This window comes from Pseudomonas panipatensis (assembly GCF_900099785.1).
GTDB lineage: Bacteria > Pseudomonadota > Gammaproteobacteria > Pseudomonadales > Pseudomonadaceae > Pseudomonas > Pseudomonas panipatensis.
In genome coordinates this window covers 37,147-52,328 of record NZ_FNDS01000009.1, presented here as the reverse complement: position 1 = coordinate 52,328, position 15,182 = coordinate 37,147, and the positions used below count along the sequence as shown (strand labels likewise).

Sequence of the window (15,182 nt, the reverse complement as noted above, 5' to 3'; positions counted from 1 at the left end):
GCAGCGCAGTGTTTCAGCCGCCGCCGCAGCACCCGCGAAAGGCGTCCACGCGCAAGCTCGGCGCGCATCGAAGAGTCGCTGATTTCCTGAACGGGGCGGACCGGCATGGCCAATAGCCGACACGTCCGAAGCAAGTTGCCCGTCGATAAACATCCAAACTATCGATGGCAACTCCAGCCACATAAGTCCTTCAATAAAAAAACCGGCGATGGCCAATAAGCGATAAAGCGAACTGAAAACTATCGCACCCTGCACATAAAGGAATATGGCTCCTCGACAAGCGGCTCAACGGTAATTAAGGGGCTTCCAAGTGCAGCGCAAGAGCCGCCGCGACATACCCATACGCATACTTGTCTGCGCCCTGTACCGCGCTAACATAGCGCTCACTTTTTTCACTACCTGCAGATTTCCAATGCGCCGCATCGCTCTTCTTCTGCCCCTGTTTTTCCTGATCTCCGCGTGCAGCAGCAAGCCGGTCTCGCCACCAGAAACAGCCGCCGTCCAGAACAACACCAAAAACGCCATCCCGTCACGCACCTATGTCGACTTGAACGCTGCTCAGGCGACTCGCCCGTTGAGCGGCGAATTCGCCAACAATCCGAATGCGCTGCACTTCATCGACAAGATGGTGAGCCAGCACGGCTTCAATCGCCAGCAGCTACAGGATGTGCTGGCGCAGACTCAGCGCCTGGACTGGGTCATCCGCCTGATGGACCAACAGGCGCCGATCTACCAGGGGCCCTATGGCCCCAACGGCGCCTGGATCCGCTATCGCAAGAAATTCATTACGCCGGAGAACATTCAGAACGGCGTGGCGTTCTGGAATCAGTATGACGATGCGCTGCAACGCGCCTGGCGGACCTATGGTGTTCCGCCGGAGATCATCGTCGGCATCATTGGCGTGGAGACCCGCTGGGGTCGCGTGATGGGCAAGACCCGCACCATCGATGCGCTGGCCACCCTGGCGTTCGCCTATCCACGGCGTGCCGACTTCTTCTCCGGCGAACTGGAGCAGTTCCTGCTGTTGGCGCGCAAGGAAAGCAACGACCCGCTGAGCTTGCGGGGCTCCTACGCCGGCGCCATGGGCTACGGCCAGTTCATGCCGTCCTCGTTCGCCCAGTACGCGGTCGATTTCGATGGCGACGGGCATATCGACCTCTGGAACCCGCGAGACGCCATCGGCAGTGTCGCCAACTACTTCAAGCAACACGGCTGGGTTGCCGGCGACACCATAGCCGTGCCCGCTATCGGCCAGGCCCCCTCGCTGGACAACGGCTTCGAAACGCAATATCCGCTCAGCGCGCTGGGCGCGGCCGGCCTGCGCCCGGAAGGCTCGCTGGGCAAGCACGATAGCGCCAGCCTGCTGCGCCTGGACATGGGCAGGAACTATCAATACTGGTACGGCCTGCCGAACTTCTACGTCATTACCCGCTACAACCACAGCACGCACTATGCGATGGCGGTGTGGCAACTGGGGGAATCCGTAGGCCAGGCACGCCACCGCTACTGATGGGTCAATCGCCTCCGCCAGGGCCGCCCCAAGCTGGCCCTGGGCTGCGCTTCCTCAAGCGCACTCGGTGGCTAGCTCACGCCGGGTTCGGACAATCGATGAACTGGTGTTCGATGCCGAAGCGTTCGGCCAGGTAACGCCCCAGCGCCTGCACGCCATAGCGTTCGGTCGCGTGATGGCCGGCGGCGATGAAGGTGATACCGTTTTCCCGCGCGCTATGCACGGTCTGCTCGGAAACCTCTCCGGTCAGGTAGGCGTCGACCCCGGCGGCGATGGCCTGGTCGATGTAGCCTTGGGCGCCACCGGTGCACCAGGCGATACGCCGGATCGCTCGCTGCCCCTCGACCAGCAGCGGCTCGCGGCCGAGCGAGCGCGCTACCTGAGCGGCGAAGTCAGCGGGCGATAGCGGCTCCGCCGGCGCGCCGAGCAGTACGATGGAGCGCGGATTGCCCGGTTCCAGCGGCCCCTCGATGGTCAGACCGAGCTGGCGCGCCAACTGCACGTTGTTACCCACCTCGGGGTGCAGATCCAGCGGCAAGTGATAGGCCAGCAGGCTGATATCGTGGCTGAGCAGGGTTTTCAGACGACGCTGCTTCATGCCCACCACGCAAGGGTTCTCGCCCTTCCAGAAATAGCCATGGTGGACCAGCACCGCATCGGCATCGGCGGCCACCGCGGCATCCAGCAGCGCCTGGCTGGCAGTGACGCCGCTGACTATACGCCGCACCTGCGCCCGGCCTTCGACCTGCAGGCCATTGGGGCAGTAATCCTGGATACGCGCGACATCCAGGAAACGATCGGCTTCTTCGACCAGCGCTGTCAGATCGATCACCATTGAATTTCCTCCAAGGCACGGATTCGACGGCTATTTTCTTGCCCGGCCGCCCGTATAATGGCCGCCACCCTATCGGCCTTCCCCTGGCCGAGCAACCCCAAGGATTTCCTCGATGCTGAAGGCCCTGCGTTTTCTCGGCTGGCCCGCGCTTGTCGGCGTCTTGCTGGCGCTGCTGATCATTCAGCGTAACCCTGAGTGGGTCGGCTTGCCGCAGCAGGAAGTGCACCTGCAGCAAGCGCCTCTGCTCAGCCGCATCCAGCGCGGCCCGGTCAGCTACGCCGACGCGGTGACCCAGGCGGCGCCAGCGGTCGCCAATCTCTACACCACCAAGATGGTCAGCAAACCGAGCAACTCCATGCTCGACGACCCCATGTTCCGGCGTTTCTTCGGCGACAACCTGCCACAGCAGAAACGCATGGAGTCGAGCCTGGGCTCGGCGGTGATCATGAGCCCCGAGGGCTACCTGCTGACCAACAACCACGTCACCGCCGGCGCCGACCAGATAATCGTGGCCCTGCGCGACGGCCGCGAAACCATCGCCCACCTGGTCGGCAGCGACCCGGAGACCGACCTCGCGGTGCTGAAGATCGACCTCAAGGACCTGCCGGTGATGACCCTCGGCCGCTCCGACGGCATCCGCACCGGCGACGTCTGCCTGGCCATCGGCAACCCCTTCGGCGTTGGCCAGACGGTGACCATGGGCATCATCAGCGCCACCGGGCGCAATCAGCTCGGCCTGAACACCTACGAAGACTTCATCCAGACCGACGCGGCCATCAACCCGGGCAACTCCGGCGGCGCGCTGGTCGACGCCAACGGCAACCTGATCGGCATCAATACCGCGATCTTCTCCAAATCCGGCGGCTCGCAAGGCATCGGCTTCGCCATTCCGGTCAAGCTGGCGCTGGACGTGATGCAGTCGATCATCGAGCACGGCCAGGTCATCCGCGGCTGGCTCGGCGTCGAAGTGCAACCGCTGACCCCGGAACTGGCCGAATCCTTCGGTTTGCAGGACAAGGCCGGCATCGTCGTTGCCGGGGTCTACCGCGACGGTCCGGCAGCCCATGCCGGCATGCAGCCCGGCGATATCATCCTGAGCATCGACGGCGAACCGGCCAGCGACGGGCGCAAGGCGATGAACCAGGTGGCACGCACCAAACCCAACGAGAAGGTGTCCATCGACGTGATGCGCAACGGCAAGCGCCTCACCCTGCAAGCGGAAGTCGGCCTGCGGCCACCGCCCACGCCCAACCCGCAGTAACGAAAAACGGCGCCTGAGGGCGCCGTTTTCATTGCAGCGACTGGCGTCAGAGACGCGGACGCAGGGCATCGAGCAGCGCCTGGTTCTGCTCCTCGGTGCCAATGCTGATCCGCAGGAACTGGGCGATGCGCGCCTGCTTGAAGTGGCGCACGATCACGCCATCCTCACGCAAGGCGGCGGCCAGGGTGGCGGCGTCATGCTGCGGGTGACGGGCGAAGATGAAGTTGGCCGCCGAGGGCAGCACCTCGAAACCCATGCCGCGCAACTCAGCGACCAAGCGTTCGCGACTGTCGATGACTGCCTTGCAGGTGCGCTCGAAGTAGGCACGATCCTCGAAGGACGCCACCGCGCCGACCTGGGCCAGGCGGTCGAGGGGATAGGAGTTGAAGCTGTTCTTCACCCGCTCCAGCGCCTCGATCAGATCCTCGTGGCCGATCGCCAGACCGACCCGCAGGCCGGCCAGCGAACGCGACTTCGACAGGGTCTGCGCCACCAGAAGGTTCGGATAACGCTCGACCAGGGCGATCGCACTTTCCCCACCGAAGTCGACATAGGCCTCGTCCACCAGCACCACGCTGTCGGGATTGGCCAGCAGCAGGCGCTCGATGGCCTCCAGCGGTAACAGGCAACCCGTGGGTGCGTTGGGGTTGGGGAAGATGATGCCGCCATTCGGTCGCGCGTAATCTTCCACGCGGATCTGGAACTGCTCGTCCAGCGCCACGGTTTCGAAGGGAATCCCGTAGAGACCGCAATACACCGGATAGAAGCTATAGGTGACGTCCGGAAAGAGCAGCGGCAGCGAGTGCTGGAAGAAGGCATGGAAGGCGTGCGCCAGCACTTCGTCGGAACCATTGCCGACGAAGACCTGGCTCGGGCGGACCCCGTAGTAACCGGCCACGGTCTGCTTCAGGCGGTCGGCATTGGGATCGGGATACAGGCGCAGGCTGTCGCTCAGCTCCGCCTGGATGGCTTCCAGCACCTTGGGCGATGGCCCATAGGGATTCTCGTTGGTGTTCAGCTTGACCAGCTTCGCCAGCTTCGGCTGTTCGCCCGGCACATAGGGCACCAGGTCTTTGACGAAGGGGCTCCAGAATTTGCTCATCGCCCTTCTCTCCTCGAAAGCGTTCGTTCGGTAAAGCCGCGCCCACTGGGCGCGGCGGCACGGATTCAGTTCTTGATACGGTATTCGGCGCTGCGCGCGTGGGCAGTCAGCGATTCGCCGCGAGCCAGCACCGAGGCGGTGCCCGCCAGTACCGAAGCACCGTCGGCGGAGCAGAAGATGATCGACGAGCGTTTCTGGAAGTCATACACGCCCAGCGGCGAGGAGAAGCGCGCGGTACCGGAGGTCGGTAGCACGTGGTTCGGTCCGGCACAGTAGTCGCCCAGCGCCTCGGCGGTGTAGCGGCCCATGAAGATGGCGCCGGCGTGCCGGATGTGCGGCAGCCAGCTTTCCGGATCGGCGACCGACAGCTCCAGGTGCTCCGGGGCGATACGGTTGGCGACCTGGCAGGCCTGGGCCTGGTCGGCGACCAGGATCAGCGCCCCGCGGTTCTGCAGCGAGGTGCGAATGATCTCGGCGCGCTCCATGGTCGGCAGCAGCTTGTCGATGCTCGCCGCGACCTTGTCGAGGAAGGCCGCATCCGGGCTGACCAGGATGGCCTGGGCGTCCTCGTCGTGCTCGGCCTGGGAGAACAGGTCCATGGCGATCCAGTCCGGATCGGTAGCGCCATCGCAGACCACGAGGATTTCCGAGGGGCCGGCGATCATGTCGATGCCGACCTGGCCGAACACATGGCGCTTGGCGGTGGCGACATAGATGTTGCCCGGGCCGACGATCTTGTCCACCTGCGGCACACTCTCGGTGCCGTAGGCCAGCGCGGCCACGGCCTGCGCGCCACCGATGGTGAAGACGCGGTCGACACCGGCGATGCAGGCCGCGGCGAGGACGATTTCATTGATTTCACCGCGCGGAGTCGGCACCACCATCACCACTTCGGCGACACCGGCGACCTTGGCCGGAATGGCGTTCATCAGTACCGACGACGGGTAGGAAGCCTTGCCGCCGGGGACATAGAGACCGGCGCGGTCCAGCGGCGTGACCTGCTGGCCAAGCACGGTGCCGTCGGCCTCGGTGTAGCGCCAGGAATCCTGCTTCTGCTTTTCGTGGTAGCTGCGCACGCGCGCGGCGGCAGTTTCCAGGGCTTCGCGCTGGGCCGGAGTAATGCGGGTCAGGGCCAGCTCCAGGCGCTCGCGCGGCAGGATCAGATCGGCCATGGACTGTACGGCAAGGCCGTCGAAACGCTGGGTGAACTCAACCAGGGCGGCGTCGCCACGGCTGCGCACGGCGGCGATGATGTCCAGCACGCGCTGGTTCACGGCATCGTCGGATACGCTTTCCCAGCTCAGCAGATGGTCCAGATGACGCGCGAAGTCCGGATCGGCGGCGTTGAGTCGACGGATGGCGAAGGGTGCGGTCATAGCTGGCCTCTTTAATTGGCGTGATCTCGGGCGCCGCTAGACTAACAAGCCTGCCGTGCGGGCACCCGAGAAAATTTGGCTATGACACGGATAGGCGTCTGCGGCCCGGAGCCGCAGGGGTATCAGTGACGGTGTCGCGCCTCGACGGCTTCGCGCAGGGTGTCGATCAGGGCCTGGATGCGCGCGTGCTGCATCTTCATCGAAGCCTTGTTGACGACCAGCCGCGAGCTGATGGTGGCGATCAGTTCCTGGGGTTCCAGGCCGTTGGCGCGCAGGGTGTTGCCGGTATCGACCACGTCGATGATCTTGTCGGCCAAGCCCACCAGCGGCGCCAATTCCATGGAACCGTAGAGCTTGATCACATCGACCTGGCGCCCCTGCTCGGCGTAGTAACGCTTGGCGACGTTGACGAACTTGGTCGCCACGCGCAGGCGGCCCTTGGGCTCGGGCACACCGATCGCACCGGCGGTCATCAGCTTGCAGTTGGCGATCTGCAGGTCCAGGGGCTCGTAAAGGCCCTGGCCACCGTACTCCATGAGTACGTCCTTGCCGGCGACGCCGAGATCCGCGGCGCCGTGCTCGACGTAGGTCGGCACGTCGGTGGCGCGAACGATCAGCAGGCGCACGTCTTCCAGGCTGGTGGGGATGATCAGCTTGCGGCTCTTGTCCGGATTCTCGGTCGGCACAATGCCCGCCGCTGCGAGCAGCGGCAGGGTGTCATCGAGGATACGGCCCTTGGACAGGGCAATGGTCAGCATGTCTGGTCAGCCCTAGCCCGGTACGCGGCGAATCTTCGCGCCGAGGAGTTGCAGCTTCTCTTCGATGCACTCGTAACCACGATCGATGTGGTAGATGCGGTCGATCAGGGTATCGCCTTCGGCCACCAGGCCGGCGATCACCAGGCTGGCCGACGCGCGCAGGTCGGTAGCCATGACCGGGGCGCCCTTGAGCTGCGGCACGCCGGTAACGATGGCGGTGTTGCCTTCGACCAGGATCTGCGCGCCCATGCGGTTCATTTCGTAGACGTGCATGAAGCGGTTCTCGAACACCGTCTCGATGACCGCGCCAGTCCCTTCGGCTACTGCGTTGAGCGAGATGAACTGGGCCTGCATGTCGGTCGGGAAGGCCGGGTACGGCGCGGTGCGGATATTCACCGCCTTCGGCCGGTTGCCCTTCATGTCCAGCTCGATCCAGTCGTTGCCGGTGTTGATCTGCGCACCCGCCTCTTCCAGCTTCAGCAGCACGGCTTCGAGGATGGTCGGATCGGTATCCTTGAGCTTGACTCGGCCACCGGTGGCGGCAGCCGCGACCAGGTAGGTACCGGTCTCGATGCGGTCGGGCATGACGCTGTACTTGGCGCCGCCCAGACGCTTGACGCCATCGATGATGATGGTGTCGGTGCCGGCACCCTGAATCTGTGCACCCATCGCGATCAGGCAGTTGGCCAGGTCGACCACTTCCGGCTCGCGCGCGGCGTTTTCCAGCACGGTACGGCCATTGGCCAGTGCGGCGGCCATCATGATGTTCTCGGTACCGGTCACGCTGACGGTATCGAAGAAGAAGTGCGCGCCACGCAGACCGCCAGCCGGTGCCTTGGCCTTGATGTAGCCACCCTCGACGATGATCTCCGCACCCATGGCTTCGAGGCCACGAATGTGCAGATCGACCGGACGCGAGCCGATGGCGCAACCACCGGGCAGGGCCACTTCGGCTTCACCGAAGCGCGCGACCATCGGGCCGAGCACCAGGATGGAAGCCCGCATGGTCTTCACCAGCTCATAAGGCGCGACCAGCGTGCGGATGCTGTTGGCGTCGACTTCGACGTTGAGCTTTTCGTTGATCACCGGCTGCACGCCCATGCGACCGAACAGCTCGATCATGGTGGTGATGTCGTGCAGGTGCGGCAGGTTGCACACGGTGACCGGGGTATCCGCCAGCAGGGTGGCGGCGAGAATAGGCAGCGCGGAGTTCTTCGCGCCGGAGATGCGGATCTCGCCATCGAGACGAGAGCCGCCGGTAATGATCAGTTTATCCATAGCAAGTATTTCCCCCGGCGGCTCAGGAACGCTCGGCCCAGGCGGCGCGGCTGAAGAATTTCATGGTTACGGCGTGGATGCTGCCATTGGCGATCCAATCGTTGAGATGGGCATAGATCTGCTGCTGACGCTTCACCGGGCTGAGGCCGGCCAACTCGTCGCTGATCAGGTTCAACTGGAAGTTGCAGCCCTCACCTTCCACTTCAACCTGGGTACCCGGAAGTTTTTCCTCCAGGAGGTTTTTGACTTCTATGGCCTGCATGCTCAACCTCAATCGGCGCCCAACGCGCGCGGGTCGGCAATGATACAAAAAAGCCCTCTGCCTGCGAACCCCGGGAAGGGAAGTCGCGGACGGAGGGCTTGCTCGCCAGGTCGAAGTCAAGCCTGCAGCGGCAGTATATCGAGCAGGTCACTGACCTTGGCGATGTCCTGCATGTCCTGCGGCAGCCCCCGGATTTTCAGGGCTTTCTTGGCTTTTTGCGCATCGCGCAGGTACGCCAGCAGCAGAGAAATGCCGACACTGCTGGACTTCTCGACCTCCGAGCAGTCCAGCACCAGTTGCGGCGCCTGGCTCGCCGAGATCAGGGCTCGACCCTGCTCGCGCAACAAGGGACCACTGCGGTAGTCGAGGACGCCTGCCAGCCTTAACTCGCCGCTCGCGACCTCACGAATACCGGCCTGCTGACTCATTGCGCGCTGTCCCCGCCCTTCTGCCCTTTCGCGGCATCCTTGGCGTTGGCCACCACCTGGTCCCAACCGGCGATGGTCTTCTCCAGGTCGTTGCCATTCTTCTGCATGGAATCAGCGAACTGGTCACGGAACAACTTGCCGATGTTGATGCCGTTGATGATCACGTTGCGCAGGCGCCAGGTACCGTCCTGGCTGATCATGGTGTACTGCACCGGATAAACGGTGCCCTTGCTGTCACGGATCTCCATGTTGACGCTGGTGCGATCCGGATCCTGCTTGCCGGTCACCGGCAGCACACGAATATCCTGGTTGTCGTATTCGAGCAGGGCGTTGCCATAGAACTGCATCAGGCTGTTCTTGAACACCGTCTCGAAACGCTTCACCTGCTCGGGGCTGGCCTGGCGCGAATACTTGATGGTCATCACGCCCTTGGCAATGCCCTCGGAGTCCACTACCGGGCCGAGAATACGGTCCAGGGCGGCATAGAGCTGCTTGGGATCGGCCTTGTAGGCCGATTTGTTGGCCTTCAGATCGGACAGCAGACTATCGACGGTCTGCTGAACGACTTGCTGTGCGCCAGGTGCGGCATTAGCGAACAGAGGCAGCGCGGCGAGCAGGACCAGCAGGCCGCGACGCAGAAGAGTCAGCATGGCATTAATCCTCATCATTTCTTGGTGTCGTCTTTATTGACCGAGTTCAGCAGGAACTTGCCGATCAGGTCTTCCAGCACCAGCGCAGACTGGGTGTCGTGGATCACACCGCCATCCTTGAGCATCTTGTCGTCACCACCAACACTGATGCCGATGTATTTCTCCCCCAGCAGACCAGCGGTCAGGATGGACGCGGTGGAGTCATCCGGCAGGTTGTTCACCTGCTTGTTGATCTCCATGGTCACCCGGCCACGGTAGCTGTCGTGATCCAGGTCCACTGCGACCACCTTGCCGATGGTCACGCCGGCCATGGTCACTTTGCCGCGCACGGTCACACCCGCGACGTTATCGAAGTAGGCATAGAGGCGATAGGTGTCGTTGGAATTGCCAATGGTCAGGCCACTGACACGCAGGGCCAGCAGCAGCAAGGCCAGCAGGCCGGCGAGAAGAAACAGGCCTACACCGATTTCCAGGGTGCGGGTTTGCATCAGAAGTCTCCAAACATCAAAGCGGTCAGAATGAAGTCCAGCCCCAATACGGCCAGGGAGGCGTAAACCACGGTTCGCGTCGTTGCGCGGCTGATTCCCTCGGAGGTCGGTTCGCAATCGTAGCCCTGGAACACGGCGATCCAGGTCACGACAAAGGCGAACACCACGCTCTTGATCACACCGTTGAGCACATCGTTGCCGAACTGCACGCTGTTCTGCATGTTCGCCCAGAAGGAACCCTCATAAACGCCCAGCCAGTCCACGGCGACCGCGGCGCCCCCCCAGATACCGACGACGCTGAAGATCGTCGCCAGCAAGGGCATCGAAATGAAGCCGGCCCACAGGCGCGGAGCGATGACATAGCGCAACGGATCGACACCGATCATCTCCAGGCTGGAGAGCTGCTCGGTGGATTTCATGTTACCGATCTCGGCAGTCAAGGCAGAGCCTGCCCGTCCCGCGAACAGCAGACCGGTCACCACCGGCCCCAACTCGCGCAACAGCGTCAGGGCCACCATCTGCCCCACCGCCTGCTCGGACCCATAGTCCTTGAGGATGTTGTAGCCCTGCAGGGCCAGCACCATACCGATGAACACGCCGGAGACCACGATGATCGCCAGCGACAGCACACCAACCGAGTACAGCTGCTTGACCAGCAGATGGAACATGCCGCCGGGAACACGACGCCCGACCAGCACATGCAGCAGGAACAGTGTCGAGCGCCCGAGCGCCTCGATCACGTCGAAGCCCGCACGCCCGAGCAGGCGAATCCGCTCGAGCAGTGAAGTCTTGCGCATCAGCCTTCTCCCAACAGATCGGCGCGATAGTCGCGCGCGGGGTAATGGAACGGCACCGGGCCGTCCGGAATCCCCTTCATGAACTGACTCACGCGCGGATCGTCGAGCTCCTTGAGCTGCGCCGGCGTGCCATGACCGAGCACCTTGCCGTCACCGACGATATAGATGTAGTCGGCGATGCTGGCGGTCTCGGCCAGGTCGTGGGAAACCACGATACTGGTGATCCCCAGTGCGTCGTTGAGCAAACGGATCAGGCGCACCAGCACGCCCATGGCAATCGGGTCCTGGCCAACGAAAGGTTCGTCGTACATGAGAATCTGCGGGTCCAGGGCGATCGCCCGGGCCAACGCGACGCGGCGTTTCATACCGCCGGACAACTCATCCGGCATCAACTCCAGCGCACCGCGCAGGCCCACCGCCTGCAGCTTCATCAATACGATGTCGCGAATCATCTCGTCGGGCAGATCGGTATGCACCCGCAGCGGGAAGGCGACGTTCTCGAACACGTCCAGATCAGTGAAGAGCGCCCCGCTCTGGAACAGCACACCGAACTGCTTGCGCATATCGAAAAGGTCGGCCCGCCCGAGCTTCGGCAGATTCTGTCCATTCACCCAGACATCACCCTGGGCGGGACGCAACTGAGCGGCGATCAGGCGCAGCAGCGTGGTCTTGCCGCACCCGGACGGCCCCATGATCCCGGTAACCTTACCGCGCGGAATACGAATATCCACGTTGTCGAAAATGGCACGGGTTCCGCGCTTGAAGGTCACACCCTTCAATTCGACAGCGTATTTTTCATCGGTGCTCATAGAACTCCTTGCGTGACAGCCCTGTCCTTGCAGCGCCCGCCGAACCGCCGGGGCACGCGAACATGGGACAGGCCGAACGGCGGCGCACTATAGCACCGCCGACTACGACGGCCCAAGGGTCTGCCACGGCTCGTTCAGCCGGTATTCAGCAATCCGAGCCCATGTTCGCGCATGAGCAGGATGAAGCCGATGACGCTTTCCCGTTATAATCTCGCCCTTCACTTTGCCCCACGTCATGCGAACATGAATCAGAATCACGACTTCATCCATTCCGCACAGCGCACGATCCGCCTCGAACGCGACTCGGTCGACGCCCTGTTGCCGCGAATCGGAGCCGAATTCACCCACGCCTGCGAGCTGCTGCTCGCCTGCAAAGGCCGCGTGGTAGTGGTTGGCATGGGCAAGTCCGGGCATATCGGCAGGAAGATCGCCGCCACCCTGGCCAGCACGGGCACGCCGTCCTTCTTCGTGCATCCGGCCGAGGCCAGCCATGGCGACATGGGCATGATCACTCGTGATGACGTGGTTCTGGCGCTGTCCAACTCCGGCTCCACCGCCGAAATCATCACGCTGCTGCCGCTGATCAAGCGCCTGGGCATCACCCTGGTGAGCATGACCGGCAACCCGGAATCCCCGCTGGCCAAGGCAGCGGCAGTCAATCTGGATGCCAGCGTCGAGCACGAAGCCTGCTCGCTGAACCTGGCCCCGACCTCCTCGACCACGGTCTCCCTGGTGCTCGGCGACGCGCTCGCCATCGCCCTGCTGGAAGCCCGTGGCTTCACCGCCGAAGACTTCGCTTTCTCGCATCCGGGCGGCGCATTGGGGCGGAGATTGTTGCTGAAAGTGGAAAACATTATGCACGTAGGTGAAGAACTGCCGCAGGTATCGCCCGGCACTTCACTCAGCGGCGCATTGCTGGAAATGACCCGCAAGGGGCTGGGCATGACCATCATCCTTGGCGACGATGGCCGCCTTGCCGGCGTGTTCACCGACGGTGACCTGCGCCGCACGCTGGACAAGGGCCTGGACGTGCGCCAGGTGAGCATCGACCAGGTCATGACCGTACACGGCAAGACCGCGCGCCCCGACATGCTCGCGGCCGAAGCGCTGAAAATCATGGACGACCACAAGATCAACGTTCTCGTCGTGGTCGATGACCACGATCACCCGGTCGGCGTCCTGCATGTCCACGACCTGACTCGCGCCGGAGTGATCTGAATGAGCGCCGACCTGCAACAACGTGCCCGTGCCGTGCGCCTGGCGGTGTTCGATGTCGATGGCGTGCTGACCGACGGCAAGCTGTATTTCCTTCCCGACGGCGGCGAATTCAAGACTTTCAATACCCTCGACGGCCACGGCATCAAGATGCTCATCGCCTCGGGCGTGCGTACTGCCATCATCAGCGGCCGGCAGAGCGCGGTCGTCGAGCGCCGCGCACAGAACCTCGGCATCCAGCACCTTTATCAGGGTCGCGAGGACAAGCTGGTGGTCCTCGACCAACTGCTCGCCGAACTCGGGCTAGGCTATGAGCACGTGGCCTACCTGGGCGACGACCTGCCCGACCTCCCGGTGATCCGCCGGGTCGGTCTGGGGATGACCGTGGCCAGCGCTGACGCATTCGTCCGCCAACACGCCCATGGCGTGACGGCGGCACGTGGCGGCGAGGGCGCGGCCCGTGAATTCTGCGAACTCATACTGCACGCCCAGGGCAACCTGGAGGCGGCGCAAAGCGCCTACCTGTAGAGCCAAACATGCCGAAGTCTTTCCGCCAGAAGCTCATTCTCGCCCTGATCGCCGTCCTGCTGGTCGCCCTGGGGTATTACTGGAACGTGCGCCTGGATCTGTTCACCGAACGCAACATTCCGCAGAGCAACGATGCCATCGATTTCTATGCGGTGAGCGCGCACAGCATCCAGTATCGCGTGGATGGCACGCTCGGTTACGAGATGACTGCCGATCGCCTGGAACACATGAAGGCGACCGACATCACCAATGTCACCACCCCTGACCTGTACTTCTTCCGCGCCGGCGATACCTTGCCCTGGCACGTGCAGAGCGTACGCGCAGAGGTCGCACCACAAGGCAAGCAGGTCGAATTGATCGACGATGTACGGGTCCAGCGCACCGATGCGCAGAACCGCAACCTGCTCCTCAACACCACGCGCCTGACTGTGTTCCCGGACCAGGATTATGCGCAAACCGAGCAACCCGTTAAGATCACCGAGCCCAACGGAGTGACAACGGCGGTTGGAATGAAAGCGTATCTGAAAGACAGCCGGATGCTCCTGCTGTCCAACGTAAGAGGTCAGCATGAGGTTCGTTAATACCCTCCCCCTACTTCTCAGCCTCGTCGCCAGCATCGGCAGCACCGCCGCCTGGGCGCTGCCGACGGATCGCGAGCAACCGATCCGCGTACAAGCCGACAGCGCCGAGATGGACGACAAGCAGGGCGTCGCCGTCTACCGTGGCGACGTCGTCGTGACCCAGGGCAGCATGAAGCTGACCGGCAACACCGTCACGCTGAAACAGAACAAGGGTGGAGAGATCGAAGTGGTCACTTCGGTCGGCAAGCCTGCCTATTTCGAGCAGAAGCCGGCACCGGACAAGGAACTCACCAAGGCCTACGGCCTGACCATCCAGTACTTCGTCACCCAGAACCGGGTGATCCTGATCGACCAGGCCAAGGTGATCCAGGAAGGCAACACCTTCGAAGGCGAGAAGGTCATCTATGACACCCAACGGCAGATCGTCAACGCCGGCCGTGCCACGGGCACCCAGGTGACCACACCGCGCCCGCGCATCGACATGGTCATCCAGCCGAAGAAAAAGCAGGATCAGGCGCAGTAATGGCTACGCTCACCGCACAGCACCTCGCCAAGAGCTACAAAGGCCGCCAGGTCGTTCGCGACGTCAGCATGAGCATCGACAGCGGACAGATCGTCGGCCTGCTCGGCCCCAACGGCGCGGGCAAGACCACCTGCTTCTACATGATCGTCGGCCTGATCCGAGCCGAGCAGGGGGTAGTCCGTATCGACGATCAGGACGTGACCAACCTGCCCATGCACGGTCGCGCACGCGCCGGCATCGGCTACCTGCCGCAGGAAGCCTCGATCTTCCGCAAGCTGTCGGTGGCGGACAACATCAGCGCCATCCTGGAAACCCGCAGCGACCTGGATCGCAACGGACGCAAGGAGGCCCTGGAAGGACTGCTGGAGGAGTTCCACATCCACCACATCCGCGACAACCTCGGCATGAGCCTGTCAGGCGGTGAGCGGCGCCGGGTCGAGATCGCCCGCGCCCTGGCCAGCGCGCCCAAGTTCATCCTCCTCGACGAACCCTTCGCCGGCGTGGACCCCATCTCGGTGGGCGACATCAAACAGATCATCCACCACCTCAAGGCCAAGGGGATCGGCGTGCTCATCACCGACCACAACGTCCGCGAGACCCTGGATATCTGCGAAACCGCCTACATCGTCAACGACGGCCAACTGATCGCCGAAGGCGACTCCGCAACCATCCTGGCCAACGAACTGGTCAAGGAAGTCTATCTCGGTCACGAGTTCCGCCTGTAAGCCCGTCGGCAACCGTCTGCTCACGCAGACGGTTGCGCCTCGCGTCCACGCACCTG

18 protein-coding genes are annotated in these 15,182 nt (G+C 63.2%); 7 read left to right on the top strand and 11 right to left on the bottom strand.

What is annotated here, in order from left to right:
• Positions 1 to 412 precede the first annotated feature (412 nt).
• Entirely contained in the window at positions 413 to 1,510 is a 1,098-nt protein-coding gene (mltB, locus tag BLQ74_RS20250; protein ID WP_090265614.1) for a lytic murein transglycosylase B, read from the top strand.
• A gap of 76 nt (positions 1,511 to 1,586) precedes the next feature.
• Here mltB and BLQ74_RS20245 read toward each other — a convergent pair whose 3' ends face one another.
• Positions 1,587 to 2,345 carry a Nif3-like dinuclear metal center hexameric protein gene (locus tag BLQ74_RS20245; protein ID WP_090265612.1) on the bottom strand — a complete coding sequence of 253 codons (759 nt, stop codon included), beginning with the start codon at positions 2,343 to 2,345 and terminating at the stop codon, positions 1,587 to 1,589.
• A 112-nt stretch (positions 2,346 to 2,457) separates the two neighbouring features.
• Here BLQ74_RS20245 and algW point away from each other — a divergent pair, with 112 nt between their 5' ends.
• On the top strand, positions 2,458 to 3,606 hold the full coding sequence (gene algW, locus BLQ74_RS20240) for a Do family serine endopeptidase AlgW (RefSeq protein WP_090265610.1): 1,149 nt from the start codon (positions 2,458 to 2,460) through the stop codon (positions 3,604 to 3,606).
• Between the two features lie 46 nt (positions 3,607 to 3,652).
• Here the strand turns inward: algW and hisC are convergent, their stop codons facing one another.
• The 10 genes from hisC to BLQ74_RS20190 form a co-directional block, all read right to left on the bottom strand.
• Positions 3,653 to 4,708, bottom strand: coding sequence for a histidinol-phosphate transaminase (gene hisC, locus BLQ74_RS20235; RefSeq protein ID WP_090265608.1), 1,056 nt, complete (start codon positions 4,706 to 4,708; stop codon positions 3,653 to 3,655).
• A 65-nt stretch (positions 4,709 to 4,773) separates the two neighbouring features.
• A complete protein-coding gene (hisD, locus tag BLQ74_RS20230; RefSeq protein ID WP_090265606.1) occupies positions 4,774 to 6,084 on the bottom strand; it encodes a histidinol dehydrogenase in 1,311 nt (436 codons plus the stop codon).
• 122 nt (positions 6,085 to 6,206) lie between these two features.
• Positions 6,207 to 6,842, bottom strand: a complete 636-nt coding sequence (hisG, locus tag BLQ74_RS20225) for an ATP phosphoribosyltransferase (RefSeq protein ID WP_090265605.1) — start codon at positions 6,840 to 6,842, stop codon at positions 6,207 to 6,209.
• Positions 6,843 to 6,854: 12 nt separating this feature from the next.
• Entirely contained in the window at positions 6,855 to 8,120 is a 1,266-nt protein-coding gene (gene murA / locus BLQ74_RS20220) for a UDP-N-acetylglucosamine 1-carboxyvinyltransferase (protein ID WP_090265603.1), read from the bottom strand.
• A gap of 22 nt (positions 8,121 to 8,142) precedes the next feature.
• Positions 8,143 to 8,382: a BolA family protein gene (locus BLQ74_RS20215; RefSeq protein ID WP_090265602.1), complete on the bottom strand. Its 240-nt coding sequence runs from the start codon at positions 8,380 to 8,382 to the stop codon at positions 8,143 to 8,145.
• 116 nt (positions 8,383 to 8,498) lie between these two features.
• On the bottom strand, positions 8,499 to 8,810 hold the full coding sequence (locus tag BLQ74_RS20210; protein WP_090265601.1) for an STAS domain-containing protein: 312 nt from the start codon (positions 8,808 to 8,810) through the stop codon (positions 8,499 to 8,501).
• Complete coding sequence (locus BLQ74_RS20205; protein ID WP_090265599.1) at positions 8,807 to 9,460, bottom strand: MlaC/ttg2D family ABC transporter substrate-binding protein; 654 nt, start codon at positions 9,458 to 9,460, stop codon at positions 8,807 to 8,809. Before BLQ74_RS20205 ends, BLQ74_RS20210 begins: the two co-directional genes overlap by 4 nt.
• Positions 9,461 to 9,474: 14 nt before the next feature.
• Entirely contained in the window at positions 9,475 to 9,948 is a 474-nt protein-coding gene (gene mlaD, locus BLQ74_RS20200) for an outer membrane lipid asymmetry maintenance protein MlaD (protein WP_090265597.1), read from the bottom strand.
• Positions 9,948 to 10,745 (bottom strand): lipid asymmetry maintenance ABC transporter permease subunit MlaE, encoded by a 798-nt coding sequence (gene mlaE, locus BLQ74_RS20195; RefSeq protein WP_090265595.1) that lies wholly within the window; start codon positions 10,743 to 10,745, stop codon positions 9,948 to 9,950. Before mlaE ends, mlaD begins: the two co-directional genes overlap by 1 nt.
• The gene (locus tag BLQ74_RS20190) at positions 10,745 to 11,554 is read right to left on the bottom strand and encodes an ATP-binding cassette domain-containing protein (protein WP_090265592.1); all 810 of its coding nucleotides are present in this window, start codon (positions 11,552 to 11,554) and stop codon (positions 10,745 to 10,747) included. Before BLQ74_RS20190 ends, mlaE begins: the two co-directional genes overlap by 1 nt.
• Positions 11,555 to 11,797: 243 nt before the next feature.
• Between BLQ74_RS20190 and BLQ74_RS20185 the strand changes: the two genes are divergently transcribed.
• From BLQ74_RS20185 to lptB, 5 genes are read left to right on the top strand one after another with little or no spacing between them, the layout of a single operon-like run.
• Positions 11,798 to 12,772, top strand: a complete 975-nt coding sequence (locus tag BLQ74_RS20185) for a KpsF/GutQ family sugar-phosphate isomerase (RefSeq protein ID WP_090265590.1) — start codon at positions 11,798 to 11,800, stop codon at positions 12,770 to 12,772.
• Entirely contained in the window at positions 12,773 to 13,297 is a 525-nt protein-coding gene (locus BLQ74_RS20180; protein ID WP_090265588.1) for a KdsC family phosphatase, read from the top strand.
• Positions 13,298 to 13,305: 8 nt separating this feature from the next.
• Positions 13,306 to 13,878 (top strand): LPS export ABC transporter periplasmic protein LptC, encoded by a 573-nt coding sequence (gene lptC, locus BLQ74_RS20175; RefSeq protein ID WP_090265586.1) that lies wholly within the window; start codon positions 13,306 to 13,308, stop codon positions 13,876 to 13,878.
• Positions 13,865 to 14,401, top strand: a complete 537-nt coding sequence (gene lptA, locus BLQ74_RS20170; RefSeq protein WP_090265584.1) for a lipopolysaccharide transport periplasmic protein LptA — start codon at positions 13,865 to 13,867, stop codon at positions 14,399 to 14,401. The genes lptC and lptA overlap by 14 nt, the downstream gene beginning before the upstream one ends.
• Positions 14,401 to 15,126 carry an LPS export ABC transporter ATP-binding protein gene (gene lptB / locus BLQ74_RS20165; protein WP_090265582.1) on the top strand — a complete coding sequence of 242 codons (726 nt, stop codon included), beginning with the start codon at positions 14,401 to 14,403 and terminating at the stop codon, positions 15,124 to 15,126. The genes lptA and lptB overlap by 1 nt, the downstream gene beginning before the upstream one ends.
• Positions 15,127 to 15,182 lie beyond the last annotated feature (56 nt).

Coding starts and splice junctions, on each gene's coding strand:
- mltB (WP_090265614.1), top strand. CDS start 413: ATGCGCCGCATCGCTCTTCTTCTGCCCCTGTTTTTCCTGATCTCCGCG.
- BLQ74_RS20245 (WP_090265612.1), bottom strand. CDS start 2,345: ATGGTGATCGATCTGACAGCGCTGGTCGAAGAAGCCGATCGTTTCCTG.
- algW (WP_090265610.1), top strand. CDS start 2,458: ATGCTGAAGGCCCTGCGTTTTCTCGGCTGGCCCGCGCTTGTCGGCGTC.
- hisC (WP_090265608.1), bottom strand. CDS start 4,708: ATGAGCAAATTCTGGAGCCCCTTCGTCAAAGACCTGGTGCCCTATGTG.
- hisD (WP_090265606.1), bottom strand. CDS start 6,084: ATGACCGCACCCTTCGCCATCCGTCGACTCAACGCCGCCGATCCGGAC.
- hisG (WP_090265605.1), bottom strand. CDS start 6,842: ATGCTGACCATTGCCCTGTCCAAGGGCCGTATCCTCGATGACACCCTG.
- murA (WP_090265603.1), bottom strand. CDS start 8,120: ATGGATAAACTGATCATTACCGGCGGCTCTCGTCTCGATGGCGAGATC.
- BLQ74_RS20215 (WP_090265602.1), bottom strand. CDS start 8,382: ATGCAGGCCATAGAAGTCAAAAACCTCCTGGAGGAAAAACTTCCGGGT.
- BLQ74_RS20210 (WP_090265601.1), bottom strand. CDS start 8,810: ATGAGTCAGCAGGCCGGTATTCGTGAGGTCGCGAGCGGCGAGTTAAGG.
- BLQ74_RS20205 (WP_090265599.1), bottom strand. CDS start 9,460: ATGCTGACTCTTCTGCGTCGCGGCCTGCTGGTCCTGCTCGCCGCGCTG.
- mlaD (WP_090265597.1), bottom strand. CDS start 9,948: ATGCAAACCCGCACCCTGGAAATCGGTGTAGGCCTGTTTCTTCTCGCC.
- mlaE (WP_090265595.1), bottom strand. CDS start 10,745: ATGCGCAAGACTTCACTGCTCGAGCGGATTCGCCTGCTCGGGCGTGCG.
- BLQ74_RS20190 (WP_090265592.1), bottom strand. CDS start 11,554: ATGAGCACCGATGAAAAATACGCTGTCGAATTGAAGGGTGTGACCTTC.
- BLQ74_RS20185 (WP_090265590.1), top strand. CDS start 11,798: ATGAATCAGAATCACGACTTCATCCATTCCGCACAGCGCACGATCCGC.
- BLQ74_RS20180 (WP_090265588.1), top strand. CDS start 12,773: ATGAGCGCCGACCTGCAACAACGTGCCCGTGCCGTGCGCCTGGCGGTG.
- lptC (WP_090265586.1), top strand. CDS start 13,306: ATGCCGAAGTCTTTCCGCCAGAAGCTCATTCTCGCCCTGATCGCCGTC.
- lptA (WP_090265584.1), top strand. CDS start 13,865: ATGAGGTTCGTTAATACCCTCCCCCTACTTCTCAGCCTCGTCGCCAGC.
- lptB (WP_090265582.1), top strand. CDS start 14,401: ATGGCTACGCTCACCGCACAGCACCTCGCCAAGAGCTACAAAGGCCGC.